Annotated in this window: 26 protein-coding genes and 1 tRNA gene; 16 read left to right on the plus strand and 11 right to left on the minus strand. The window is 62.5% G+C overall.

Going from position 1 to position 25,535, the window contains the following annotated elements; genetic code table 11:
- The first annotated feature begins 59 nt into the window (after positions 1 to 59).
- Complete coding sequence (locus tag HRU71_00235) at positions 60 to 932, plus strand: 4-(cytidine 5'-diphospho)-2-C-methyl-D-erythritol kinase (GenBank protein QOJ02007.1); 873 nt, start codon at positions 60 to 62, stop codon at positions 930 to 932.
- 114 nt (positions 933 to 1,046) lie between these two features.
- Positions 1,047 to 1,673 (plus strand): septation protein SpoVG family protein, encoded by a 627-nt coding sequence (locus HRU71_00240; GenBank protein QOJ02008.1) that lies wholly within the window; start codon positions 1,047 to 1,049, stop codon positions 1,671 to 1,673.
- Positions 1,674 to 1,694: 21 nt separating this feature from the next.
- Here the strand turns inward: HRU71_00240 and HRU71_00245 are convergent, their stop codons facing one another.
- Positions 1,695 to 2,003 carry a hypothetical protein gene (locus HRU71_00245; protein ID QOJ02009.1) on the minus strand — a complete coding sequence of 103 codons (309 nt, stop codon included), beginning with the start codon at positions 2,001 to 2,003 and terminating at the stop codon, positions 1,695 to 1,697.
- Between the two features lie 132 nt (positions 2,004 to 2,135).
- On the opposite strand from HRU71_00245, the gene HRU71_00250 reads away from it, so the two are divergent.
- Positions 2,136 to 3,068 (plus strand): hypothetical protein, encoded by a 933-nt coding sequence (locus HRU71_00250; protein ID QOJ02010.1) that lies wholly within the window; start codon positions 2,136 to 2,138, stop codon positions 3,066 to 3,068.
- 26 nt (positions 3,069 to 3,094) lie between these two features.
- Here HRU71_00250 and HRU71_00255 read toward each other — a convergent pair whose 3' ends face one another.
- Positions 3,095 to 4,939, minus strand: coding sequence for a protein kinase (locus tag HRU71_00255; GenBank protein ID QOJ02011.1), 1,845 nt, complete (start codon positions 4,937 to 4,939; stop codon positions 3,095 to 3,097).
- Positions 4,940 to 5,261: 322 nt separating this feature from the next.
- On the opposite strand from HRU71_00255, the gene HRU71_00260 reads away from it, so the two are divergent.
- Entirely contained in the window at positions 5,262 to 5,903 is a 642-nt protein-coding gene (locus tag HRU71_00260; protein QOJ02012.1) for a sigma-70 family RNA polymerase sigma factor, read from the plus strand.
- Here HRU71_00260 and dauA read toward each other — a convergent pair.
- Both dauA and HRU71_00270 read right to left on the minus strand, forming a co-directional pair.
- Positions 5,888 to 7,702 (minus strand): C4-dicarboxylic acid transporter DauA, encoded by a 1,815-nt coding sequence (gene dauA, locus HRU71_00265; GenBank protein ID QOJ02013.1) that lies wholly within the window; start codon positions 7,700 to 7,702, stop codon positions 5,888 to 5,890. The two genes, HRU71_00260 and dauA, sit on opposite strands and share 16 nt — an antisense overlap.
- A gap of 414 nt (positions 7,703 to 8,116) precedes the next feature.
- Positions 8,117 to 8,782, minus strand: a complete 666-nt coding sequence (locus tag HRU71_00270) for an endonuclease III domain-containing protein (protein QOJ02014.1) — start codon at positions 8,780 to 8,782, stop codon at positions 8,117 to 8,119.
- Between the two features lie 65 nt (positions 8,783 to 8,847).
- Here HRU71_00270 and HRU71_00275 point away from each other — a divergent pair, with 65 nt between their 5' ends.
- The 4 genes from HRU71_00275 (at position 8,848) to HRU71_00290 (ending at position 11,447) form a co-directional block, all read left to right on the plus strand.
- Positions 8,848 to 9,672, plus strand: a complete 825-nt coding sequence (locus HRU71_00275; protein ID QOJ02015.1) for a CPBP family intramembrane metalloprotease — start codon at positions 8,848 to 8,850, stop codon at positions 9,670 to 9,672.
- A gap of 157 nt (positions 9,673 to 9,829) precedes the next feature.
- Positions 9,830 to 9,911 (plus strand) — tRNA-Tyr (locus HRU71_00280).
- Between the two features lie 108 nt (positions 9,912 to 10,019).
- Positions 10,020 to 10,625, plus strand: a complete 606-nt coding sequence (gene pgsA / locus HRU71_00285; GenBank protein QOJ02016.1) for a CDP-diacylglycerol--glycerol-3-phosphate 3-phosphatidyltransferase — start codon at positions 10,020 to 10,022, stop codon at positions 10,623 to 10,625.
- Positions 10,626 to 10,640: 15 nt separating this feature from the next.
- Entirely contained in the window at positions 10,641 to 11,447 is an 807-nt protein-coding gene (locus HRU71_00290) for an undecaprenyl-diphosphate phosphatase (protein ID QOJ02017.1), read from the plus strand.
- On the opposite strand, the gene HRU71_00295 is transcribed toward HRU71_00290, so the two are convergent.
- Positions 11,419 to 11,787, minus strand: coding sequence for a hypothetical protein (locus HRU71_00295; GenBank protein QOJ02018.1), 369 nt, complete (start codon positions 11,785 to 11,787; stop codon positions 11,419 to 11,421). The two genes, HRU71_00290 and HRU71_00295, sit on opposite strands and share 29 nt — an antisense overlap.
- Positions 11,788 to 11,942: 155 nt before the next feature.
- Between HRU71_00295 and HRU71_00300 the strand changes: the two genes are divergently transcribed.
- Positions 11,943 to 12,716, plus strand: coding sequence for a sigma-70 family RNA polymerase sigma factor (locus tag HRU71_00300; protein ID QOJ02019.1), 774 nt, complete (start codon positions 11,943 to 11,945; stop codon positions 12,714 to 12,716).
- Positions 12,717 to 13,124: 408 nt separating this feature from the next.
- On the opposite strand, the gene HRU71_00305 is transcribed toward HRU71_00300, so the two are convergent.
- Positions 13,125 to 14,345 carry a hypothetical protein gene (locus HRU71_00305; protein QOJ02020.1) on the minus strand — a complete coding sequence of 407 codons (1,221 nt, stop codon included), beginning with the start codon at positions 14,343 to 14,345 and terminating at the stop codon, positions 13,125 to 13,127.
- Between the two features lie 190 nt (positions 14,346 to 14,535).
- Between HRU71_00305 and hydA the strand changes: the two genes are divergently transcribed.
- From hydA to HRU71_00325, 4 genes are all read left to right on the plus strand, one after another.
- Positions 14,536 to 15,939: a dihydropyrimidinase gene (gene hydA / locus HRU71_00310; protein ID QOJ02021.1), complete on the plus strand. Its 1,404-nt coding sequence runs from the start codon at positions 14,536 to 14,538 to the stop codon at positions 15,937 to 15,939.
- Between the two features lie 55 nt (positions 15,940 to 15,994).
- Positions 15,995 to 16,222, plus strand: a complete 228-nt coding sequence (locus tag HRU71_00315; GenBank protein ID QOJ02022.1) for a hypothetical protein — start codon at positions 15,995 to 15,997, stop codon at positions 16,220 to 16,222.
- Positions 16,223 to 16,393: 171 nt separating this feature from the next.
- A complete protein-coding gene (locus tag HRU71_00320) occupies positions 16,394 to 17,770 on the plus strand; it encodes a replication-associated recombination protein A (protein QOJ02023.1) in 1,377 nt (458 codons plus the stop codon).
- Positions 17,771 to 17,772: 2 nt separating this feature from the next.
- Positions 17,773 to 18,075: a DUF4286 family protein gene (locus HRU71_00325; protein QOJ02024.1), complete on the plus strand. Its 303-nt coding sequence runs from the start codon at positions 17,773 to 17,775 to the stop codon at positions 18,073 to 18,075.
- Between the two features lie 8 nt (positions 18,076 to 18,083).
- Here the strand turns inward: HRU71_00325 and HRU71_00330 are convergent, their stop codons facing one another.
- The 3 genes from HRU71_00330 to HRU71_00340 are packed head-to-tail and all read right to left on the minus strand — an operon-like array spanning position 18,084 to position 21,435.
- The gene (locus tag HRU71_00330) at positions 18,084 to 19,814 is read right to left on the minus strand and encodes a hypothetical protein (protein ID QOJ02025.1); all 1,731 of its coding nucleotides are present in this window, start codon (positions 19,812 to 19,814) and stop codon (positions 18,084 to 18,086) included.
- Complete coding sequence (locus tag HRU71_00335) at positions 19,814 to 20,599, minus strand: ABC transporter ATP-binding protein (GenBank protein ID QOJ02026.1); 786 nt, start codon at positions 20,597 to 20,599, stop codon at positions 19,814 to 19,816. Before HRU71_00335 ends, HRU71_00330 begins: the two co-directional genes overlap by 1 nt.
- Before the next feature lie 5 nt (positions 20,600 to 20,604).
- The gene (locus tag HRU71_00340) at positions 20,605 to 21,435 is read right to left on the minus strand and encodes a hypothetical protein (GenBank protein ID QOJ02027.1); all 831 of its coding nucleotides are present in this window, start codon (positions 21,433 to 21,435) and stop codon (positions 20,605 to 20,607) included.
- A 261-nt stretch (positions 21,436 to 21,696) separates the two neighbouring features.
- On the opposite strand from HRU71_00340, the gene HRU71_00345 reads away from it, so the two are divergent.
- On the plus strand, positions 21,697 to 22,404 hold the full coding sequence (locus HRU71_00345; GenBank protein ID QOJ02028.1) for a hypothetical protein: 708 nt from the start codon (positions 21,697 to 21,699) through the stop codon (positions 22,402 to 22,404).
- 232 nt (positions 22,405 to 22,636) lie between these two features.
- Here the strand turns inward: HRU71_00345 and HRU71_00350 are convergent, their stop codons facing one another.
- Positions 22,637 to 23,038 (minus strand): hypothetical protein, encoded by a 402-nt coding sequence (locus HRU71_00350; protein ID QOJ02029.1) that lies wholly within the window; start codon positions 23,036 to 23,038, stop codon positions 22,637 to 22,639.
- A 102-nt stretch (positions 23,039 to 23,140) separates the two neighbouring features.
- Between HRU71_00350 and HRU71_00355 the strand changes: the two genes are divergently transcribed.
- Positions 23,141 to 23,899 carry a tetratricopeptide repeat protein gene (locus tag HRU71_00355; GenBank protein QOJ02030.1) on the plus strand — a complete coding sequence of 253 codons (759 nt, stop codon included), beginning with the start codon at positions 23,141 to 23,143 and terminating at the stop codon, positions 23,897 to 23,899.
- A gap of 49 nt (positions 23,900 to 23,948) precedes the next feature.
- Entirely contained in the window at positions 23,949 to 24,506 is a 558-nt protein-coding gene (amrA, locus tag HRU71_00360; protein QOJ02031.1) for an AmmeMemoRadiSam system protein A, read from the plus strand.
- 81 nt (positions 24,507 to 24,587) lie between these two features.
- Here amrA and HRU71_00365 read toward each other — a convergent pair whose 3' ends face one another.
- Positions 24,588 to 25,526 (minus strand): histone deacetylase, encoded by a 939-nt coding sequence (locus HRU71_00365; protein QOJ02032.1) that lies wholly within the window; start codon positions 25,524 to 25,526, stop codon positions 24,588 to 24,590.
- Positions 25,527 to 25,535 lie beyond the last annotated feature (9 nt).

Genomic DNA, 25,535 nt, shown 5'->3' on the forward strand with positions numbered 1-25,535 from the left:
ATTGTCTTGTTGTCCGGCCGCGTCAAACGACCACGACGGCGGCGCGATATGATTCCGGCATGATTCGCCGCGAGGCTCATGCGAAGCTCAACCTGACGCTTGCCGTTCTCGGTCGCCGGGCCGATGGCTTTCACGAGCTGGAATCCTGGGCCGTGCCGATTGCTCTGACGGATGAACTGCGCTTCGAAGCGGCGGATGATTTTCGCCTGATCATTGAACCACATGCCGCTGCTCCGTTGGCAAACGATGCAAGCAATCTGATTCATCGTGCGGCCCTGGCGCTGGCCGATGCAGCCGGTCAGGCGGCGCGGGTTCGTATCCGGCTCGTCAAAGGCATTCCAATCGGCGGCGGGTTGGGTGGCGGCAGCTCGGACGCGGCGGCGACACTTTCGGCGTTGAACGAACTCTGGAATCTTAACTGGTCAATCGATCAGCTCGCAGCCATCGGCGCGACGCTCGGTTCGGACGTAGCGTTTTTTCTAACAGGCGGCCAGGCCGTCATGCGGGGGCGCGGCGAGGTTCTTGCGCGCGCGAGAGGATGGCAGGGCTTCGCCGCGGTCATCGTCCCGCCATACGGTCTCTCCACGACCGATGTGTATCGCTGCCACGCGCGGCGCGCGGAGATTGCCCGAACGGATGCGCGCTCCCGGTCGACTGCGTCGCCGTGGGAAACGCGGGATATCGGAGCGGACCGGTTGCTGCCCATGTTGTTCAACGATTTGGAGGCGGCGGCCTTTGAAGTCGAGCCTCGTCTGGCGGAACTGCACGCGCGGTTGTCGCGAGGCGGTGGCCGGATTGTGCGCATGACCGGCAGCGGCAGTTGCTTGTTCACGCTCTTTGATGACGAATCCCATGCGCAGGCCTGGTGTGGGAAGATTGAACCGGTTCTGGCGACGGAAGAGCGCGTGAAAATCTCGCGAGTACTCGGCTGACCCGCGCGGACCACGAGAATCCGCTTGGTTTCGAATCGCTGTTGTGGTAGGCTTCGGAACCAGCGACCGACGCTTCGACTTTGATTGGCACCATGATGATCCGGAGGCCGCCTGATGAACATCACCGAGGTGAGGATCAAGCTGGTCGGAAGCAATTCCGAGCGACTGCGAGCGTTTTGCAGCGTGACGCTGGACGGCGAGTTTGTCATTCGGGACTTGAAGATCATCGACGGCGTCAACGGCCCGTTCGTGGCGATGCCGTCGCGCAAACTGGCCGACCGTTGCCGCAAGTGCGGGTGCAAGAATCATCTCCGGGCGCGCTTCTGCAATGAATGTGGCACACGATTGAATGACAACCGGGCCATTCGGGATGCCCAGGGGCGGATCAAGTTGCACGCCGACGTGGCCCATCCGATCAATCCCGCGGGGCGCGAGCGGATTCAAGACGAGATCATCCGGGCCTATCAGGAAGAATTGGCCCGCTCGGCCGAGCCGGGTTATCGACCAGCGGCGTTTGACGAAGACGACGACCTGGGGCCGTCCGAATACGACGAATTGATCGACGATCTCAAGCGTTCGGCTGCGGTGCGCTCCCATGCAGCAGCGAAAACCGAATCACCGGACGTCGACGTGGAAGCGTCCTCGCGCACCGAACCGAATTCGGCGCGAGAGCCATCGCATGCCGGTGGTCCTTCGAAGCCGCTGGGGCCGGGCGGTTCATTCAGCGCGGGGATTCTGTAGCACCCTCGGTGCGCAAGGCCGTCACGTACCGATCACGTCATCGAGTGCGGAAAGACTGACCACGACGTTGGCGAAGACGAAGATACGCCGGCGGTTCTCGCGAATGCCCAGCTTCTGCGCGGCGCAGATGTATTCTTCTTTCGTATCGTGCCCCTCGTTCCGATCACGAATGTCGGCCCGTTCCAGCCAGAACCCCTCCCGCGTGACGCGCTCAAGTGTGCCGAGATAGATCAGCGGCCCTGCCGTGTCCAACACGACTTTGCGGCCGACCAGCGCGGCGAGTTCAGTCGAACGGTCTCCACCATCGGGTTCGGGCGGAATCGTCGTCATGGTCAAAGCATCCTCCAATGGGATAGAATAAACAGAGATCGATCGGTGCGGCAGTTCCGGTGTGTGGACGGCCTGACCTCGTCAACGACAGGGCTTTCAAGCAAGGCAACGTACCAGTTGAGGATGAGTCGAATGAACCATCGAATCGGTGTCTGCTTGCTAAGCGGGGCGGCTGCGTGGTGTTTCGTTGGCGCGATGTGGCGACCGTCGGTGAACGAGGGCCGGTTTGCCGGCGCGCCGGCCGTCTACGGGATGCAGGACCCGCCGGCGCCGACGTCCGGTCCGAGCGATGCCGACGAAGAAGCGATGCAGGCGATGTTCGAGGGGCCGTATCGCGTCGAAGAGCGCAAGCTGACAAACAAGGAGATCAGCCGGATTCGCTACATGGAATTGCGCGGCATGCGCATGCGCACGGCGCAACCCGACCGCGTGACGGTGAAGGTTCCACGGGAGGCGATAGACGAGTTTCTGGTGAGCATGGAGGGACATCCCGATTTTGCCGAGGAGCGCAATCGGCGCGATTTTCTGAAGCAGACGCCGGCACAGAAACTCCACGCCATGGCGTACTACAAGCGCGAGGAGTTCGCCGACAAAGTGGAGATCTTGACCGACCCGGAGGTGTTCGCCGAGTTCAAGCGCAACGTGCTTCCGCCGATCCTGCGAAGCTGCGCGACCTCCGGTTGTCACGGCCCCGGCGCGCCGGTCGAGCAGGTGAAGTTTCGACTGTTCAAGGATCCGAAGAAGACCAACAGCGCGTTGTACGGCAATTTCATCCTGCTGAACGAGCTGGGCCATAAGGGCCGGCCGCTCATCAACCGCGCGCAGGTGTCCAATTCCTTGATCCTGACTTACCTGCTGCCGGAATCGGAAGTGCGGCCCGAGCTTCGGCACCCCGGCGACATCAAGTTGAAGCCGTTGTTCCGTAGTCGCAGCGCGATGGGGTTCAAGCGAATCGAGGCATGGATCGCATCGTTGCGCAATCCTCCCAGCGACTACGGCGTACACCTCGTGCATCGTGGTGATTCGGACGCGCCGCCGGGGCCGGGCGACCAGTTCCTGCCGTAGGTTCAGAGTTAACAGAAGGCCGTTCGTCACGTGCCCGAGGGCTGCGAAGCGGGGGGCGGGGCCGATACCGCGGCGTCTGAAGGCTGCGAGCTGGGCGGTTGCGCGGGCTGGGACGCGGCCGCGACGGGGGGCGATTGATTCGGCGCAGGCTCCGCGGGCTGGCTTGTTGCCTGCCTGGCCAATGCCGCGCGGATCGCACTTTCCTGAATCACCTGAAGAATGCGCTGATACTCGGCGGACTCTGCCGCCGGCTGGGATGCGTTGCCACCGTGTTGTGATGGGCGCGGGCTCGCGAGCGGACGATCGAATTGCTCTACGTTGGGCGATTTGAAGGAGGAGGTCTCGGCGTCGGGCGCCACGTCCGCGAGCATCGTCGCGCCCAGGTTGAGTATCGCCAGCGCGGCTTCTTCCTTGGTCTTGGCCTTGGCCAGCGCGCGGGCCAGCGCTGCTTGCTCCGGTTTAAGCGTACTCAAAACCGCATCGGTGACGACATCGGATCGGCCGCTGCCTTGCTTCACAAGCTCCTGTATCGCCGCGTCCTTCTTGGCCGAGTCTTCTTCAATTCGCGCCAGCCGCTCGTGCAGCCCCTCTTTCTCGGTGCTGACACGTGAAAACTGCCGAACGGTCCACCAGGAGATTCCGAACATCGCGAGCAGGCCGGCGCAGACGCCAACGAGCGCCCGGTGCTTGAGCACGGCCTTCTTCAGCAGATACGCGCCGGTCGCCTGTTTCGCCGAGATCGGCTCACCGGCGAGGTAGCGTCGCACGTCCTGCGCGAATCCGTCCACGGACTGGTAGCGGTTGTCCTTGTTCTTCTCGAGTGCTTTGAGTGTGATGGCCGCCAGTTCCGCATCGATCTTCGGGTTGTGCCTGGTCGGGAAGACCGGCTCGGCATGCGCGATGTTTTGAAGCGCCTTTCCGATGGCGCCGCTCGTGTCGTAAGGCAGCTTTTTGCAGATCGCCTCGTACAGCACAACGCCCAGTGAATAGACGTCTGTCCGAATATCGACGCTGTTCGGATCGGCCGATGCCTGCTCCGGCGACATGTAGGCCGGCGTGCCGATGATCGGCGCCGAGATCGACGTGGTCACATCGCCCAGCGCGCCGCTCTTGGCGAGACCGAAATCGAGAATGTGCGGCTCGCCTTCGCCGTCGACGAGAATGTTCGACGGCTTGAGATCGCGGTGAACCACGCCGCGCTGATGGGCGTAGCCCACGGCCGCGAAGATTTTGAGCATGAGTTGCAGCGTGTCGCGAATCGAAAGATTGTGCACGCGCAGGTAGTCGTTCAACGGAAGGCCGTAAATAAACTCCATCGCATAGTACATTCGACCGTCGGACGTGCCGCTGTCATAGATTGGGATGATGTTCGGATGGCGCAGACCTGCTGCGAGCGAAATCTCGCGCTCGAAGCGCTTGCGCGCCGACTCGGTCGCGAACGGCCCCTCCAGCAACACCTTCAGCGCCACGACGCGCCGCGTGGAAATCTGAATGGCGCGATAGACCAATCCCATTCCGCCGCGCCCGATCGGCTTTTGAACTTCGTATCCGGCGACACTGGGAAGCGGCTGACTCGAATCGCCGCCGTTTGTCCGAGCTGACGATCCGCCGAAGTGCCCTTCAACAGGACGCGCGAGCGTGTCATCCGCCGCCGACGACGCACCGGACTTGCTAAGCGGTTCCAGCAGGTGCAACCCGCGCAAGTGCTCGCGCAGCACCTCGGCGTGCTGTGGATTTTCCGCGAGAAACGAGTCCTCGGAGATCGATTCACCGCGCGCGCGCCGATCGAAGAACTCGTTTATGAGTTCACCCAGGTGTTCGTCGAGCGCGTCATCCGGGGAATCAAAGGCTTGCGGGTCAGCAGGATTCATTCCGTTTCGACACTTTCGGCGCTGTTCCGGTCGACTAGCCGGTGCGCGGATCCTCTCTCCTATAAGTGTTGCACCAAGTTCGCGGTTTGTTCAATTGAAAATCACACAGGGCTAAATCGACCGGGCTCGGCTTGTAATCCTATGCGGCAACTGGGGTTATGTTCTGCATGAATCGCCAGTCGCCGATTACAATCGAACCGGATTTTTGCAACCACCGGCGTTTTTTCGCTTTTAAAGGCCTTTCGCCGACTCGTCTGTTATTCTAGGCAGGTCAGGTCGAGATGCCGATGACGAAGGCATTGCCGGCCGACGTGCCTGTTCCATGGGGTCGCCTTTGTCCGACTCGACTGCAACGAAGCTCCTCATACAGCGTGCCCGGAAGGGCAACGAAGAAGCGATCCAGCGCTTACTCGTTTTGTACCATCCGCGCCTCCATGCCCGGCTGCTTCGCCAGATGGACGCGACGATGAAGTCGCGGATCGAGCCGGAGGACATCCTCCAGCAGGTTTATCTGGAGACGTTTCGGGCCATCGATCAGTTCGAGTACCAGGGCAAGGATTCCTTTCTCCGCTGGATGTACGCCATTCTTGATCGAAAGCTGATCGACGAGCACCGTGCCATGCGGGCCGATCGTCGTGACGTGCGACGCGAAGTGAAACAGGCGCCGCAAACGAGCGGCCAAACCAGTTACGTCGATCTGATGGCGCGCATCATGTCACAAACCGGCACCCCCAGCCAGGCGGTGCGGCGGGACGAAGCCATTGACGTGCTGGCCGAATGCATTGCGGCGCTGCCCGATCATTATCGCGATGTGATCCAGATGCGGTTCATTGAGGGACGACCCGTCTCGGAAGTCGCCAAGCAGCTCAAACGCTCCATCGGTTCGATTCACATGATCTGCCACAGGGCGCTGCGCCATCTGCGCGAAGAGGCCGAGCGCATGGGGATTCATCGCGATTTCTGATGGTTGGGTCTGGTGAGTGATAAAGCGCCGCTACGACTCGAGATCGTGCGCCGCGGCAGGTCACGCGCCTTGCGCAGCGCCTCTTCCATCGTGCCGTAGATCGACAGCCATTCGTGGCGCCCCTTCCAGCCGGCCTTTGCCATGAGCTTGAGCACCGATGGTCGCGCGCCGCCGATGATGACGTTCGCGCCGGCGCGGCGGAGCTTCTCCATGGCCGATTCGAGATTGACCAGTCCGGTGGCGTCCATCACCGGGACGGAGGCCATGTCGAGAACAACGATTCGTATGCCGCGTTCGACGGTGCGCAGGGAACTCATGGCTTTCTGCGCCGCGCCGAAGAAGAGGGGTCCGGCGATTTCATAGATCACCACGTCGGGCGGCAGTGCCTCCTGCCGAGCCAGAGGATGAGATGAGACCAGTTGCACCGTGGATACATCGGCCATGCGCCGCATGAAGAGCAACGCCGCCAGCACGACGCCGACGCTGACGGCGATCATCATGTCGAACAGCACGGTGAGCGCGAAGCAGGTGAGAAGCACGAGGACGTCGGACCCGGGGGCGACGCGAATCACGTGGATGAAATGCTTGGTTTCGCTCATGTTCCATGCGACCACAAGCAGCAGCGCCGCCATGGAGGCCATCGGTAGATAACCCAGCAGCGGAGCGAGCAGCAGAACGGCCAACAGAATGAACACGGCGTGCGTCATCGCGGCAATCGGAGATCGCGCGCCGGATCGAATGTTCGTGGCGGTTCGGGCAATCGCGCCGGTGGCGGCGATTCCTCCGAAGAACGGTGAGGCGATGTTGCCGATGCCCTGTGCGATCAATTCGACGTCGGGATCGTGCTTTTCGCCGGTCATGCCATCGGCGACGACGGCCGATAGCAGTGACTCGATCGCTCCGAGCATGGCGATCGCAAAGGCCGGACCGATCAGCGCGCGGAGGGTCGCCAGTGAGAGGTTGAATTCCGCACCGCCGGGTCCCGGTGCCTTCCACGGCCAAGCCAGTACGGGGGGCAGTTGCGGCACGCCGGCGTGCGTGACGCCGTTGAGCGTGTACGAAAAGCGGCTGGCGATGGTGTCGATTTCAATTCCGTGTCCCAATCGGCAGGCAAAATAAGCCACAGCAGACGCCAGCGGCAGCGCCACGAGGGGGGAAGGAATGCGCCGCGTGATCTTCGGCAGCAGGACGAGGACCGCGAGGGTGAGCAATCCGATGAGCAGGTCGGGCGCATGGTATCGCGGCATCGCAATCGCAAGCGCCTGCACCCGCTCGTGAAAATGTTCCGGCATATGGTCGATCGTCAGGCCGAAGAAGTCGCGCATTTGCATCGTGGCGATGACGACGGCGATGCCGGATGTAAAGCCCGTCGTGACCGGATACGGGATGAACTCAATGAGTTGTCCCAGCCGCATGATGCCGGCGACAAACAACAGAGCGCCTGCCATCATCGTGGCAACCATCAGTCCGCCGAGGCCGTATTGCAGGGCGATCGGTGCGAGAATAACAACGAACGCGGCGGTCGGACCGGAAACCTGCACCGGCGAGCCGCCCAGCAGCGCAATAAGCCCGCCGGCAACGATGGCCGTGTAAAGACCGTGCTGCGGGGGAACGCCGGAAGCAATGGCCAGCGCCATGGAGAGCGGCAGGGCGACAATTCCGACAACAAGCCCTGCCAGAATGTCTCGCTTGAGATCCGCGAGGCGGTATCCGCGGGAGAGGCAGGTTCTCAAGGCCGAGGCGATGCGGATTCGGTGTGCGGGTAAGGCGGAGACAGGTGTTCGATGGCGATCCGGCATATATCCAGGCGACGGGCACTTGGCTTGAATCAGTCGCCTACTGGAACGACAAAGTGCTGGGTGGGCTGATTGTACAGTTCATTCGGCGTCCTTGACAGGTATCGACGGCTCCGTTAAGAAAGTTTAGCGAGGTCGCTCTGGGATCGGCGACTCGATGCGTGTCGCACAAGCGCCGCGCGTAACAACATTTGTTGAGAGGATCGCTCGCATGTTGTCCAACCTACTCATGCTTGCTCAAGACGATGGCGCGGTTTTCACGATGCGAAATGGGCTGCTGCTGCTGGTGATCATTGGGATTCTCGTCGGGTACAAGATTTATAAAAACAAGACGATGAGCTGATCCCACGCGGGTCCTGGGGGGCAGTGCGTACCGACTGCCGCACAGGACGGGCTTGTTTGGTAGTGCCCCCGATGTCAGCGTGCTGCGTCGTGTGGATGCCAATTAAGCGGGCAGCCCTCGCAGTTCGCCTGCGCTTTGCAATGGCGCTTGGCAACTTCCACCAGCAAAGCGTGGTATTCATTGTACACCTGCGTGTCGCGCGGAATGCTGCGCTCGAAGAGTGCCTGGGTCTTGTGGTAATCGGGTTTCCAGCCGATCAGGCGGTGTCGTCGAAGCACCCGCTGGGTATAGGCATCCACGACAAAGCTTGGCTTGTTCAGCGCATAAACCAGGATCGAATCCGCGGTTTCCGGGCCGATCCCGTTCACTTGCAGCAGCGCGGCTCGCGCGGCGGCGGTATCAAGGCGTCGAAGTCTCGCCAAGCTGCCGCCGTATCGCTCCCCGAGCCACGTCACGAAGGCCTTGAGGCGTTTGGCCTTGATATTGAAATAGCCCGCCGGCCGAATCAATGTTGCCAGACGGCGCGCCTGGACAGCGCGAAGCGCCCGCCATGACAGCAGCCGGGCCGCCTTCAGGTTCGCGATGGCGCGTTCGACGTTTCGCCAATTGGTATTCTGCGTCAGGATCGCGCCGACCACGACCTCCGTCGGCGAATCGCCCGGCCACCAGCCCTGCGGACCGTAAGCGTGAAGGAGCACGCGGTAGAATCGGCGGATGATTGCAGCGTCGGCGTCGGCCATGCAAATTGAAAATTCCGAACATGCACGTTGCGGTCTGCTCCCGCGCCGGGTAATGATACTCGTTTATGCCTCGTCGCGCCGCTCGCCGTAAACCTCCCGCCACGCTTCCCAAACGCCCGGCCAAACGCCGAGATTCCGAACCCGTGCGCTACTGGGAGGTGAGTCAGCGCCCGCTGCAATGCCTCGCGTTCCTTGCGCCCATGATCGCCGCCTACGAGCTTGGCATGATCTGGTTGCACGGCAGCGCGCTTCAGCAGCAACGACCGTTTCTCGCCGCGCAGCAGATTCTTCAGTGGTTCTTCAGTCTGTTCGGTGCGACCGGCTACTACCTGCCAGGAGCCGCCCTGATTGCGGTGCTGCTATTCTGGCACTTGGCGAGTCAGCATCCCTGGAAAGTCGAGGGCTGGCCCCTGGGCGGCATGGCGGGCGAAAGCGTGCTGCTGGCGATTCCGTTGTTGCTGCTGAATGACTGGATTCCCGGGCTTGCGGCGCGCTCGGCCGTCGCGCAAGGGGGAACGGTCGGGAGCGCCGTCCTTCTCCAGGCTGCGAACGGCACCGGGAGTCGATTGGATGATTTGCTCCTTAGCGTCGGAGCGGGGCTATACGAAGAACTCGTCTTCCGCCTGATGATTATTTCGCTCCTGTCGTTTGTGATCAGTGATGTCGGGCGGGCACGTCAGTCGATCGGTGTGGCCTGTGCGGTCATCGTCTCATCGTTGCTCTTCGCCGCGCACCATTACGCGCCGATCGGCGCCGAGGAGTTCACGAGCGGGGGCTTTGCTTTTCGCAGTGCGGCGGGAGGGTATCTCGCGGGCGTCTATGTTCTGCGGGGTTTTGGCCTTGCCGTCGGTTGCCACGTTGTTTATGACGTGATGGCGTTCTTAATTTGAGGCCCCTTGGATGCGCAGTGGCAAGCAGGAAAGAATCCGGGCGGTGGAACGGTTTCAATCGCGGAAAGCGAGCATTACGCTACTGGACGTCGCTTCAGATTCGTCATATATTCTTCCGCCCGCAGGCGTTGTCGTGGTCGCCTGGCGGAAAGGACCCGGGCGTGTGTCCGAGTGGCCAAAGGAGACGGGCTGTAAACCCGTTGGCTCTGCCTACGCTGGTTCGAATCCAGCCGCGCCCAATCAAAACTCGTGTTTCCTCCGTGGACGGATCGCCACGGTCGATTTGCCTTTGCTGACGGGCCGGCCGGGCGAATCCAGGGCCATGGGCAAAGGATGCCACCGGTCGAATGAACCTTCCCAACCAGATCACCTTGGCACGGCTGGTTCTGGCGATCGTGTTCTTCTGCCTCCTTGGTGTGTTTGAATGGCCTCGCCGGGTCGATCAGGCCTGGATGATCGAGTCCGCCTTCTGGCTTTTTATCATCGCGGCGCTGTCGGACATTCTCGACGGCTACCTCGCGCGGAAGCAGAACCAGGTCACGTCGTTCGGGCGCATTCTCGATCCGTTTGTTGACAAAATTCTTGTTTGCGGCGGATTCATCCTGCTTCTGGGGCCGGGCTTTCATGACGAAACCGGCGCGTCCGTGACCGGATTGGCGCCTTGGATGGTGGTCGTCATCATCGCGCGCGAGTTGCTTGTCACCAGCCTACGCGGATTCAGCGAAGCCGGCGGTACGCCCTACGCGGCCAACCTCTGGGGCAAGGTGAAGATGCTGCTTCAGTCGATTACGATTCCCCTGATTCTCAAGTCCATCCATGCGTGGCGCGATATCGAGTGGGTCATGACCACCCGGAGCATCATGATCTGGATCACGGTCGGCGTCACCATCCTAAGCGTCGGGTCGTACCTTGTCGCCTCGCGGCAGGCGCTCTCGCAGCGCGCCCGTGGCTAGAATCGGAGCGCGCCGGTGATTGATCTCGTCAAGGCGATGGTCCTCGGAGTGATCGAGGGCCTTAGTGAGTTCCTCCCGATCTCCAGTACCGGCCATCTCATCGTCGCGATGCCGCTGCTCGGGGTGGACGGCGAACAACCGGCGTGGAAGGCTTTCCTGTATTTCATTCAGATCGGCGCGATCCTCGCCGTGCTGCTTCATTTTCGCAGGCACCTTCTGTCGGCCGTTTTGTCCGTGCCGCGCGGCGGAATCACCAGCCACCTCATCACAAAACTTGTTGTCGCCATGCTGCCTGCGGCGGTCATCGGCCTGCCGCTGAACGACTACGTCGAGAAGATTCTCGAAAAGCCCGTCCCGGTCGGAATCGCCCTGATCCTCGGAGCGATCGCGATGATTCTGATCGAACGGAAGTACCGTCGCACCACCGGGCCCGGAATCGACGACGTCACCCTGCGCCAGGCGTTTCTGATCGGCCTCGCACAAGTTGTTTCCATCATTCCTGGTACCAGCCGCGCCATGGCCACGATCATGGGAGGCATGGTCGTCGGCCTCCCTGCGCCGACCGCCGCGCAATTTTCATTTTATCTTGCGATCCCGACGCTCCTGGGAGCAGGTGTTCTCAAGCTCATCAAACACCGTCACGCGATCGGGTCCGAGCAGGCAGCGGTGCTGGCAGTCGGATTTGCAATCTCGTTTACCGTGGCATGGGTGGTCGTAGCCGGCTTGATGAAGTACCTGCAAACACGCACGCTGACTCCTTTTGCGGCCTATCGCATCATTCTGGGGCTGGTCGTCATTGGCTGGTGGCTTGGGGTTGAATAGCCCCCCCCCGGATCGTTGCCCGCTTGCGGGTGCGGTGGAACCGCAACGTGCGGCTCTTCTCGTAGATTGTCTTAACCACGCGCTCGCTCAACAGGGAAAGCGGTCGATCGGAATCGTGCCGCAAAAATCGAGTGAGCACGGCGCAGCCGCCGCGCAGAAATTGCGCGTCGGAATGATCAAGTTGCCTGAAATGGGTTAATGGATCATGCGCAGGCAGGCCGGCCGCCGAAGGCCATTGATCGCCGGAGCCTTGGAGCAAAAAAATTGTAAAAATTTTTCGAGATTCCTCTGGAACACGACGGTGGATGGAGGTATATTTTCCCCGCCGCAAGAGTTTCAAGGAGGAAATGCTCGAACTCTTTCATTCCTCGGCAAGGATGCCGAGGCTCGAATCTGCACCCACACTGTTGACTACACCGGTCAGTTCACGGATGGACCGTGCGCGCGCACTTCCTCCTCGGGTTCGCGCGCAGTGCCAGCAACGGAGTGTGAGGCATGAATTCCTCTCGCGGCGACGTCAAAGGGCTTTGGAAGAAGTACTTGAGCAGCCGAGCGATCAAGATTCGCAATCTGCTCGTCGAGCACTACCGCCCGCTGGTGCACATGCAGGCGGCCCGGCTTGCCCAGAAGCTCCCGGCACAGGTCAGCTACGACGAGATCTGCTCCGCCGGGTACGACGGCCTGATGGAAGCCGTCCAAGCCTACGACCCCAAACACAAGGCCAAGTTCGAGACGTTCTGTCAGCAGCGTATCCACGGCGCCGTCATGGACTGGCTTCGTGCGCTTGATGGCCAGTCTCGCACCGTGCGCAGCTTTGAAAAGCAGAGGATGTTGCACAAGGAAATCCTCGATTCCGAGCTGGGCCGGCCGCCGACCGAGACGGAGTTGTCGGCACACATGGGGATCAGCCACGAGCGCTTCGCGGAACTGTCCCGGTTGAGCCGCCTGGGGCACGAGGTGCATCTGTCGGCCGTTCAATCCGACGACGACAGCCATCGTGGTTCGCCGAGCGGGTGGGACGTGTCGGACGTTCACGCCGTTGATCCTTCGCAGCGGATCTCGCGGCAGATGCTGACCGACTACATCACGCGGGGGTTGAACCGGGAGGAGCGGCTCGTGCTCGTGCTCTATTACACCGAGGGTCTGACGATGGCCGAGATCGGTCTCGTGCTGGACCTGTCCGAGTCGCGGGTCAGCCAGATTCACAAGGACGTCATCGCCCGGCTGCGCCGCCGTTTTAAGGACGAGGTGGCCGAACTGGTGGCTTGATCGACTGCCTTGTGGAGAGGGAAAGCCAGATTTATGACGCCGGCAGGCCTTTGCCGGCTGGGGGGGCTTATTGTTAGTGAGGGATCGGGGCATCCTTGCGCCTCGTGAACGGTCGCGTCCGTGTGGTGCAGCCGGTAGTCTGTCCTTGCAGCTGCTTGTCTTCACGTGCTACGCCGGCCGGTTCTGATTGGTTCGAAAGAAATTCACAAGGCCGCCGCGAGGGGTCTGGATGCATCGGTAGTTGTTGCTACCGGGATGGGGGCATTCAGTCCGCCAGCGGAGGGGTACCGGAGAGCCGATTCGTCTCGGCCATGGCGCAACAAAGAAGATCGGCCCCGCAAGGGCCGTCGAACTTACGCCTTCAATTCGAGGCGCGGTCGTACATCCGACGCGATGCCCAAGCAAGGGTTATTGACCTACGGCTCGCCTTAACGGCATGGTCATGCATCGCGGGCCACCCAGGCCGCGCACCAGCTCCGAGCCGGAAATTTTCAGCACGTTCACCCCGGCGGACTCCATCGCCGCGATCGTGCGGACGTTGCGCCGATAGGTGCAGGCGACGCCGGGGGCGATGGCGAGGATGTTTGTGCCGTCGGTGCGCTGCTCGCGATTGGCGAAGTGCTCATCGCCGCCGCCGGTGCGGATGACGCGCAATTCGCGGCCGAACTCGTCGCTCAAGATCTCCTTGAGCGATCGCGAATCGACTTTTTGCACGATGCCGCCGCCGCCGTCGGTGGCGATCTGCGTGATGGGCATGGCGCGTTCCATGATGCCGGGGTACCAGACCACGACGCCAATATCGACTATTGTAAAAACCGTGTCGAGGTGCATGAACGTCCGCTCGGTCGGGATCGGAATTTCGTAGAACCGCTTCGCATGACCGCCGGCGAAGGCCTTGCGCGCCAGCGCCTTGATCGTCTCGCTGCGCGTCCGCTCGCTGACGCCGACCAGAACGGCTTCCTCGTTGATCACGATCACATCGCCGCCTTCGATGGTGAAAGGACGATCCTCCAGCGGGAATTGTGAACCGCCATAGGCGATCGTGTGGCCTTCGAACTCGGGATGATGCTCCAGCACCGCCCGCACCAGCAGCGTCTCGCGGACGCGCTCGGTGTAGTGCATCTTGCAACTGACGACGCAGCGATTGACCACGACGGCCGGGTCGCGGCTGAAGTAGGCGTTGGGTATCGGTGGGAGGATGAACGTCGTGCGGACCGCGCCATCCAGCACGCTGCGACCGGTCAACTCCGCGTATTCACCGTGAGTCAAGCCTCGGAACAGGATTCGCACCAGTACGTCGTCGGGCGTGCGCGCGGGATCGAGCAGATCGGGCGCGATGGCCGGCGCCTGCGCCGCCGTGCAAACCTGTTCGACGACCTTGGCCTTGACGAGCGGCTGCCCGCGAAACAGCTCGAGCAGCAGAGACTCCAGGTACAACACGCGGATGTCGTGATCGATCATCTCGCCGACGAATTCATCGTGTTCCTCCTGCATGCCGGTGAGGAAGGGGATGTCTTCGAACAGGAAGCGTTTCATGTTCTCATGCGTCAGCCGGTCGATTTCGTCGCCGGGCCGATGGACGAGCACGGTTTCGAGTTTGGCGTATTCGTTGGGGATGTAGAGTTGCATGGGTGATTCGCGTTAATTGCCTGTCGCTCAACGGAATACGGTTGAATCCGGGGATTGTACGGGCCGATCGCCGAATGCGGAAGCCGCTATCTCGATTTGACGGTGCTTCGATCGGCGGCTTTACCGCGGTCTCGGCAAGCGTCACAATAACGCAGCTTTGGCTGATCCGTTCACCAGAAGGGGATGCCCCATGCGATTCGACACCATTGTTGCCAACGGCACCGTCGTCAATGCGAACAAATCCACCAAGGCCGATGTCGGCATCATCGGTGAGACCATCGCCCGCGTCGAGAAGGGCCTCGCGAAAAAGGCCGCCGCCGACGGCACGCGGATCATCGACGCGACCGGCTGCTACGTCATCCCCGGCGGAATCGACGTGCACGTTCACCTCGCGCTGCCGTTCTGCGGCACGACGTCGTCGGATGATTACAACACCGGCACTCGGGCCGCGGCGCGCGGCGGCGTCACGAGCGTGATTGACTTCGCTATTCCATATGCCGGCGAGTCGCTGCAACAGGCAGTCGATAACTGGATGGCCAAGGCCGACGGTAAGGCATGTGTGGATTACACATTCCACGTTGCGTTGACCGACTGGAAGCGGCACCGCGGCGAGATGGCCGACATGGTGAAAAAGGGCTTCCCGACGTTTAAGCAGTTCATGATCTACGCGCGCGAGGGCTGGCAGGCGGACGACGCGGCGATTTTCGGAGCGCTGGAGCAGGTGCGCGATCTGAACGGCATGTTGCTGATCCACGCCGAGAGCAGCCGCGTGCTGGATGAATTGATCGAGCGGCATCACAATGAAGAGGAGATGCGCAAGCTCGGGGCGCAGCTGCACAGCATCACGCGACCGAACTTCATCGAGGCCGAGGCGATTCAGCGCGCGGTGACGTGGGCCGAGGCGACCGGCGGACGGTTGTACATCGTGCACATGTCGACGGCCGAGGGGACGGACATCATTCGCGCGGCGCACAAGCGAGGATTGAACAACGTGTTCGCCGAGACGTGCGCGCAGTACCTGGTGCTGGATGATTCGCTGTTCGAGGGGCCGGACGGACACCTGTACGCCTGCTGCCCGCAGATCAAGAAGAAGCGCGATCAGAAGCGGCTGTGGAAGGGTCTGGCGAGCGGTACGGTCTGCGTTGTCAGCACGGATACGTGCACGTTCACGCGCGAACAAAAAGCAATGTGGCAGGGCGACTGGACGAAGATTCCGATGGGCCTGCCAGGGCTGGAGACGTTATTGCCGATTGTCTATACTCACGGCGTGCTGAAGGGCAAGCTCTCGATGCAGGAATTCGTAGACAAGGTGTGCACCAGCCCGGCGAAGATCATGGGTCTGGGCGATCGCAAGGGCGCGATCAAGAAAGGATACGACGCCGATATCGCCATCATCCACCCCAAGCACCGCATCGAAGTGAAGCCGTCGGAGATGGAGACCAACGCCGATTGGTCGCCTTACGAGGGATGGAAACTGGCGGGCTTCTCGCGGACGACGCTGTCGCGCGGGCGCGTGATCGTGGACGATTACAAGTTCTGCGGCCAGAACGGCTGGGGCAAGTGGCTGCGGCGCGAGTCGGCCGGCGTGGTGTAGCGCCGACAACGATGAATCGTGAACGTCCGATCATGCCGAGCGATCGTTGAGATAATTGTGTTCCAGCGCGTCAAAGAGCCGCGAGCTTCAGCTCGCGCGGCGCTGCGTACTGCGCGAGCGTTTCCGCGCGTCAAAGAGCCGCGAGCTTCAGCTCGCGCGGCGCTGCGTACTGCGTGAAGCGTTCACGCGCGATCTGCGCGAGCGTTTCCGCGCGTCAAAGAGCCGCGAGCTTCAGCTCGCGCGGCGCTGCGTACTGCGCGAAGCGTTCACGCGCGATCGGTGAGCCGCGAGCTTCAGCTCGCGCGGTGCTGCGTACTGCGTGAAGCGTTCACGCGCGATCGGTGAGCCGCGCGGGCTGAAGCCCGCGGCTCCTTGGTTTTGCCCGCGGCTCCTTGGTTTTGTCCGCGGCTCCTGGTTTTGCCCGCGGCTCATCATGACGTGAAGGCACCAAGTTTTGGACCTGTTTTCAAAACAGCGTGATGAAGCCATGCGGCGGGTCAGCCCGCTGGCGGCGCGGATGCGCCCGCGCACACTCGACGAGTTCGTGGGGCAGCGGCATTTCCTCGGACCGGGCAAGCTGTTGCGGCGATTGCTGGATGCGGACCGGCTGACGAGTGCGATCTTCTACGGCCCGCCGGGCACGGGCAAGACAACGCTCGCACACCTCATTGCCGAGCACACGAAGGGCGCATTTGAAGCGACCAACGCCGCGTCGATCGGAGTGAAGGAAATCCGTGAAATCATCGCCCGCGCGAAGGAGCGCGTCCTCGGCGATGGCCGGCGGACGGTGCTGTTTCTTGATGAAATCCACCGCTTCAACAAGGCGCAGCAGGACGTACTGCTCGGCGACGTCGAAGCGGGCGTGATCATTCTCATCGGCGCGACGACGGAGAATCCGTTTTTCACGGTGAACGCGCCGCTGGTCTCGCGCAGCCAGGTGTTTCAGTTCGAGCCGCTCTCGAATGAAGACATCGTGGCGCTGCTGCATCGCGCGGCCGCCGATGCCGAGCGCGGCTTGGGTGCGCTCAAGGTGCAATTATCCCCGGAGGCAGCGTTGTTTCTCGCCGAATCCAGCGATGGCGACGCGCGGCGGGCGCTGGGCGGTCTGGAGGTGGCGGCGTTGTCGCAGCGTGCCGCCGCGGAAGGCGTCGCGGGCGCGGCAAAAGCGACGGGTGAACCGCTTCTTATCACGCTGGAAATCGCGCAAGACAGCATCCAGCGTAAGGCGATTGTTTATGACGCCGCGGGCGACCAGCATTACGACGCGGCCAGCGCGCTGATCAAGTCGATGCGAGGCAGCGACCCGGATGCGACGGTCTATTGGCTGGCCCGCATGCTGGAGGCCGGCGAGGATCCGCGATTCCTCGCCCGGCGAATCGCCATTTGCGCGGCCGAGGACGTGGGTAACGCCGATCCGCTGGCACTGGTCGTGGCGAGCGCTGCGGTGCAGGTGACGCTGCTGGTCGGCATGCCGGAGTGCCAGTTGCCGCTGGCGCAGGCGGCGATTTACATTGCCTGCGCTCCCAAGAGCAACGCCAGCGCGATGGCCATCTGGAACGCGGCGAAGGACGTGCGCGAGGGTCGGACGATTCCCGTGCCGCGGCATCTTCGTGACACCCATTACCCCGGATCGAAGCAACTGGGCCACACGGGTTATCAATACGCCCACGATGCGCCGGGTGGCGTCGCGGCGCAAGACTATCTCGGCGTGGATCGGTCGTACTACACGCCGACCGATCGCGGTCATGAGCGCGTGATGGGAGAATACCTGGCGAAGTTCAAGGCGCTTCGCGAGGGAAAAGCGAACCCGCCTTCCGGGCAGGCCAGGTAACGATGTCTACCTTATGCCTTTATGAAGTCAATGCAACGTGCGCGGACGCCGCGACGGCGGACGCATGGGTGCGATGGATGCGCGACCGGCACATCGCCGACGTGGTGGCTGCGGGGGCGATGTGCGGACGGGTGTTGCGGATTGACGGAATCCCGCATGGGTTCGTCGCGCAGTATGAGTTTGCCTCGCGCGCGGAGCTGGAGAAGTACCTTTCGCATCACGCGCCGCGGCTGCGCGCCGAGGGGCTGGAGAAGTTCGGCGATCGCGTCCAATGCACACGGCGGGTGTCGGAACTGATTGGCTGATGGGCGCGTCAGAATTCCTGCGCGCGAAACGCCCGGCTCCCGACGCGCATCGCCAGGCCGCAGGAAGCCAAGCCGAGTGTCACCATACCGGCAAACAGCCCGCCGCTCACGAGATCGAGCGATTCCAGGCTGCCGTTTCCGACGAGCCGGACGCAGATGCCGCCCATCATGGCCGCGTTGGCCGCCACCAGGGCCACGCTCGCGACGAGGTTGACCGTGCCGCCCAGGCCCGATGCGATGCGGCTGGTGTTTCGCTCCTGATAGCTGGGCATCCGCGCGCCCAGTCCGATCGCCAGACCGCACAGACCGATGCACGTTGCCGTCACGCCCCCCAGTTGCACGAGCGCCATCGCCGGGGGCAGGTCCAGTGCACGAACAGAAAGCGCCGACACGACCAGCGCCGCCAGCATCGTAATCGTGACCGCGTACGCCAGTTTGGCGCGAAGCACGCGGGGCCGATCGAACGGGCACAGCCCCAGCAGCCACATGTTCTTGCCTTCCATGGAGATCATGGGAAAGACAAAGCGGCTCGTAAAGGTCGAGAGGATGAGCGTGACCGCGCCGAAGCTCAAGAAACAGATCAGCGCCTGCCACGGAAGGGAGAAGCCGTCCGGCCGCGTCGTCGGGAGATAGAACAGATACAATGCGAGAAGACCGAAGAGAATGACCAGTTGCGACCATTGCAGCGGATCGCGCAGAAACGCGCGCACGTCTTTCAACACGAGCCAGCGGGACGGCTCCGGCAGATAGAAGAACAGCCCGCGCGTGAGCAACGCCGAGAATCGACCGGTGTAGCCGCGCGATCGGCTCAAGCCGCTGTGCGCGTTGGCATACGCGCGAAGCAATCGCGCGCCGACGATTGTCACCGCGGCCCAACTGAAGAACAGCGCGGTGGCGATCGTAACCGCGAGGTAGAACGAGGCCATGGCGGGCTGGTCGTCGATGGCGAAGCGGATCGTGTTCGTGACCCAGGTGGAGGGGAGCAGGGCGGCCTTGAGATATTGCAGTTCGCCAAGAAAACGATGCAGCCATTCTTTGGAGTCGAGCGAGGAGATGGCCCAAAGCCGGCCCCACCAGAGAACGACGCCGATCAGAACCGCACCGCAGGAGTAGATGAGAGTTTGCTTCGCGACGCGCGGCAGGTACATGGCAACGAGCAGGGCGGCAACCAACCCCAGCGCGCCGGGAATCGGGACGAACCCGAGGAAAGCCAGCAGGAACAGGGCATAAAACCGCGGCGGCAATCCCTGAACCTGTCCGATGGCGATCATCAGGGGGATGCCGAGCAGGATGAGCGACCAACTGGAGAGAAACAGCGCTTCGAGGTACATGACCGCGACGACGCTTCGCGGCTGCAATGGTGCGGAGAGAAGGAACGCCGGCTCGGCGCGGGCGAACAGCGCGCCGTAAACAATGACGGCCGTGGAGAACGCGAGCAGCGCGGTCATCGCGAGGAAGAACGCATGAAAGACGTAGGGCATCGCGATGACGGCTGGTTGCTCGAAGCGTCGCAGGAACGTGAACACATGCGCGAAGACGGCGTAGAGCAGCAGCCAGATCACGGCGACAAAAAAGATGATCAGCAGCAGTCGCATCGGCGACTGATCGAGCAGCTGGCGCACGCGGTTGCGCAGCAAGGTCGCCTTGAGGCGAATCAGGATACCGATGCCGACCTGGGCATCGACGATCGCGGGTGCATGGCTTCTGGGCAGTTGGGTCATCGCGCGTGGTTGGAACATCAGGTTCTTGGGACGACATCCGCCTCGGTCATCTCCTGGGGCTCATCGGGGCGGGTCAGTTCCAGGAAAATATCTTCAAGCCGATGCTCGCGCTCGGCTCGAGCGCGCAGCTCCGCCAGCGTGCCGCAGGCGACGATCCGTCCGTGATGAATAATCGCGATGCGGTCGGCGATGGCCTCGGCCACGTCGAGCGTGTGCGTGGACATCAGCACCGTGCGGCCGGCGTCGGCGCGCTCGCGGAACAGCTCCTTGACGGTGCGGACGGAGCGCGGGTCCAGCCCGACCATCGGCTCATCGACGACCAGCACGGTCGGGTCGTGCAAGAGCGCGCCGGCCAGCGCCACCCGCTGCTTCATGCCGTGGGAAAATCCTTCCGCGAGATGATCGGCGAAACCAATGATCTGAAGCCGCCGCATCAGTTGTGCGGATCGCTGCGTGATCGTCGCATCGTCCAATGCGTACATCCGCCCGACGAAGGACAAAAACTCCCGCGCGGTCAGCTTTTCATAGAGAAACGGCTGATCCGGCACATAGGCCAGCATCGCCTTGGCTGCCTGCGGTTCGCGCGCAATCGAGCGGCCGCATACGGCGATCTCGCCTTCGTCGGGCGTCAGCAGGCCGCAGAGCATTTTCATGGTGGTGGTTTTGCCGGCCCCGTTGGGACCGAGGAACGCGAGGACCTCGCCGGCCGAGGCCTGAAGGCTGACACGATCGACGGCGCGCAGGCGTCCGTAGCACTTGGTCACATCGCGGATATCGATAGTGATCGAGCGAGGTTCGTTCATGAGCTTCATCGACCCTCACGCCGGCGCGAACGATCGCGCGATTCCTTACGGGGCGTCGATATGCGCGTCAAGGTCATGGCTGCTCTGCGCGCGGCAGCGTCGTACGGTTCATCGAGCAGAATCCATTTGCCCAGAAACGGCAGCGTGACTTCCTGGCGAAGGATGCGGCCTTCGTCATCGGCCCAGGCGATTGCGCCGCGCGTTTCGATTCGATAACACTCCAGCTCCACACCATTGATCGACTGCTGCTCCCGCCGCGTGACGCGCGCCAGCTCGGTTTGAAACTCCATCGCCTCGCCTTTCAGCAGGGCGAGCGGATCAAGCAATCGCAGCCGCCAGCTTTGGCCGACGTGCAGCTTGCCCATGTGCGTGAAGGGGCGGAGCGTTTCACTCAACACGCTCGAGGTGCGCCCGTCGAACGGCATGGTCATCGTCGAATCGCCCAGGCGAACCGTGCAGGCGAAATCGGAGCCGAATCGCTCGGCCGAGACTCGAACAGGCATCGGCCCGCCCATGAGATTGAGCTTGAAGTCATCGAGCGTGTTGTCGCCGCTGAAGATCACGACGGTCTCAAGCAGGAGGGGTCCGGAAAAGGGCGCGAGACCCGTCACCTTGCCGATGTCGAGTTGGGAGAGGCTGTAAACGGTGGTGACGTCGGCCGTCGGCGTGGCGTTGACCCAGGTGGTGCCGACGCGGTCGCCGCGTTCGTTGAAGATGCCGGTTTGGAAGTCGCCGGCGCGCAGGGCACGGCCGGGAGAATCTTCGGCGAGCCAGTAGGGCAGCACGTCACGGTGGACGAGCGCCGCCATGGCGAGGGTCCAGGTGATGCCGAGCAATAGCCCGATGGTTCGATTCGCGGAAATGGCCAGCCCTCGCGGTGGTTGAGCTTCGGCTCGAATGCGGTTCGACGCGCCACGGTGTGGCCCTCGGATTCTATGGAGCATGGGGCGAGGGGGTCAATTCGCGCCACGCCGCATGGCACCGTTCGATTGATTGGCCACGGGCCTGCCGGGTGGCCGGTCGGCTCGCATCGATCGCGTGTCGCGGTGACAATTCGTGACCAACGGTCCTGGGAGGCTTGCAACGGGATGATTGGGATGTTGCCGAAATGGTTCGCGCGGCGAGCCTGGCGCCGCTACGCGGCGCTGACCTTGCTCGCGACGCTGGGCGTTTTCGCGGCCGGCGCCTTCGCGCTGCTGCGCACGCCGACCTGGTATGCGCCACCTGCCATTGCGACGGACCAGCGTCAGCGCGTGCGGAACAGCCTCGTCGAGGCCGAGCAGCGATTCACCGAAAGCCTTCGCATGAATCAGCCATTTGTCTATCATCTGTATGCCGAAGATGTCAATCGCTGGATCGCCATGCGGCGCGAGATCTACCCGCTGCTGGACAGCCTGACGCCGCCCGAGCTGGGGGAGCCGTTCGTGGTGTTCGATGATGGGGAGATCACGGTCGCCGGGCGCTACCAGCTCGGCGGCGTCCGCGTCATCGTGTCGCTGGATTTCTCGGTTGGATTTCATGACGGCGCGATCGAGCTTCGCGCGTTGGCCACCCGGTGCGGTTCGGCGCGCGTCCCGCTCGACGTGAGCCGCCTTGGAATGGAACGCGCCGTGAACTATCCCGAAGGCAAGCTGTGGCCAGGCAGTCCGCGGATCAGCGGTGACCTTGTCAGCGGGCTACGCGTCGACGACGAGGGCTGGTGGAAGAACGGCGGCATGGCGTACCGCGTCACCGATCTGATGGTTGAGCCGGGGCGGATCAGCCTCACGGTGCAGCCACTGGGCCGGCGGCCTTCTCCTCGCTAACCGTCGCCGCAATGACATTCCAAGCTGTTTCAAAACCCCCTCTCCCTTTCAGGGAGAGGGTCGGGGTGAGGGTGAATCATTTCATTTGAACCACTTTTCCCCCTCATCCAATCTCTCCCCCAAGGGGGAGAGGAGTTTTGAAACCAGTTCTCACCTGTTGGCACAGGCGTCTCGCCTGTGATGCACCTGCCGCGGCGGGCGCCACGCCGTCTGGATCAATCTGCGGTCCCGCCTAGTCAGGGACCGATTCACACTGGTACGCATCCCCGTGCGCATCCATTGATTTCAAGCGATAGCGGCCCGACAGCTTTCCGCCGCGAAATGTAACCAGCCAGTCCCGCCCGTCATCGACCGCCGCGTCGCAGTCACCGGCGTCATGACGAACGACCTGCCCTCGATCGCCGGATACCGGCCCTTCGTAATCGAGGTAAACGCGACGGTGATTGCCGATGCGCTGACATGGCAACGAACCGTCGGCCGCATCTTCGGGGGGTTGCATAAACTTCCATGTCGCCAGGTCCGGTCCGAGATCAATCATCAGGTCAAAATGCAAACCGGCCGCATCGGTGTGTTGGAGGACGACGAATCGCCGGGGGTTCTCGGCCCTTGGAGAGGGTGTGAGACGGCTGTTCATTCAAGTGCGTTCCGATGCCGATCCGACAAGAGGCGTTTCATCCCAGCCGGTGCCCGACTCGACCGGTCGTCCTTGCGGCTGCCTCGCGGGAGTATTAGCATCATGCCTATGTTAACGAAGGTCGTGCGAGCCGGATACTCAACGCCGTGGCGCGGTACCAAACACCGCATGGTGGTTGCGTGCGCGCTGGCGGTTCTGGCTGGGGCCGGTTGCGGTCGGCCGACCAGCGGCTACGACGAGCTGATGACCGAAGGTCTTTCCGAGTACGAGAATCAACGGTACGCCGAAGCGATCGCGATGTTCAAGAACGCGGCCGAAGCGGATCGGGAGCGGCCGGAGCCGTCGTATTACACCGGGTTGGCTTTTTTGAAGATGGCCGACAAGCAGTTTCGAGAGGATGATCTGCCCGGGGCGCTGCGGTACTGTGATCGCGCGCTGTCGACCTTCGACGCGGCGGTGGGGGCGTTCCCTGGATACAGCCGGGCACAGCAGGCCAAGGCTGACGCGCTGGTGTTGAAGGGCAAGCACAAAGACGCGCTGGAAGTCGCGACGTGGGCGGCGTCCTATGTCGGCCCGCAGGCGAAGATGCACATCTTCAAAGCGAGGCAGTTCGCGCAAGCCGGCGAGATCGACAAGGCCGAGTTGTATTTCAAGCAGGCGGTTTCGGTCGAACCGGAGAACCCCGCGGCCTATGCGGAGCTGGGCTTGTTCTACATGCGTTGCGGCAACGACGCCGAGGCGGTCAAAGCGCTCCAGAAAGCGCACGCGATGCGTCCCGGTTCGCCGGGAGTCGTAGCGGCGCTGGCGCGATTGGGCGCTTCGCCGGCCTACACCACACCGCAGCCTCCGGCCCGACCGTGAGCGCGCTGCCACCGGCTCGCCTCGATTTCCGTTTGGGAGGCGACAAGTCGTGACTGCTCGATTTAATTTCGATGAACGCGTTCGTACGCACCTGTTGCGTGCCGCGCGCGATGCCATCGAGGCGGAAGTTTGTGGCCGGCCCCTGCCCAGGACTCCTGCGGACGAATCCAATTATCCGAATCATGGCGTGTTTGTGACGCTTCGCAGCGGCGAACGGCTGCGCGGCTGCATCGGCACGTTTCATCCCGAAGGCGATTTGATTTCCACCATTCGGCGCATCGCCGCCGAGGCGACGCACGATTCGCGATTCACCGGCGCGCCGCTGGGGCCGCGAGACCTGGCGACGCTGCGCATCGAATTGTCCCTGCTTTCGCCGCTGAAGCCTGTTCGGGATGTCAGCGAAATCGAGATCGGCCGACACGGTATTCACGTGGCGGTCGGCGGTCGCCGCGGCTGTTTCCTGCCGAGCGTGGCGACCGAGCACGGCTGGGATGCGCCGACGTTTCTGTCGGTTTGCTGCGCCGAAAAAGTCGGTGTTTCGCCCGATGCCTGGCGCGGTCCCGATGCCGTGGTGAGCGTGTTTGAGGTTGAGAAGGTGCAGGAGTAGGCACGAAGGAGATGGAAAAGAGCCGCCGCAGGGGACGTCCTCGACGCATCGAGGAATCTGCCCACGGCTTCCTCACGCTTCTCACGTTGCCAGCTCGTTCACATGGGCCGCGACGGAATTTTGCAGCGCCGTCAGGTTGTACCCGCCTTCCAGCGCGCTGATGATCCGCCCCTCGCAGAATTCGTCGGCCACTTGTTTCAAGTGCCGCGTCATGGTCACAAAGCCCGTCTCCGTGAGGCGCAGCCCGCCGAGCGGATCGTCCCGATGAGCGTCAAACCCGGCGGAGATCAACACGAACTCCGGCTGAAAGTCGCGCACCGCCGGCAGGGCCACTCGTTCAAACGCCGCCAGGTAATCGCGTTCCGATGTGGCCGGCGCGATCGGGATGTTGAGCGTGAAGCCGGTTCCATCGCCCAGGCCGCATTCGTTCGCCATGCCTGTGCCGGGCCAGAGTGGATGCTGGTGCAGCGAGATAAACAACACCGACGGGTCGTCGTAAAAAATCTCCTGCGTGCCGTTGCCGTGATGCACGTCCCAATCCACCACGGCGATTCGATCGATGCCGTGTTGCTGTTGCAAGTAACGAACAGCAATGGCCACATTCGCGAAAATGCAGAATCCCATCGCCTCCTCGGGCCGTGCATGGTGCCCCGGCGGCCGCACGGCGCAGAATGCATTGCGGACAGCGCCGCTCATCACATCGTCGGCCGCGGTCAAAAGCGTGTTCACCGCGTGCACGGCAGCGTCGTAGCTCATCAGGCAGGCGATCGTGTCGCCGCTGTCCAGCAGATGCCGGCCGTGTTCGATGTCGTGGCGAATGCGATCGTGGTAGGCGGCCGTGTGAACGCGTGTGATCCATGCGCGGGCATCGTGAGACTGGGTCGGGCGGTGATTCAAATCGGGCACGAGCGGTCGCAGGGCGTCGGGCGCGAGCACCTGCGCGCGGGCGATGCACTCCACGTGATGACCGGTATCGTGTTCGAGTGAGGCGGCGTCCCAGTAGTAACCGGTGTGCGACATGATCGCACC

It is taken from the genome of Planctomycetia bacterium (assembly GCA_015200345.1).
Taxonomy (GTDB): Bacteria; Planctomycetota; Phycisphaerae; order UBA1845; family UTPLA1; genus PLA3.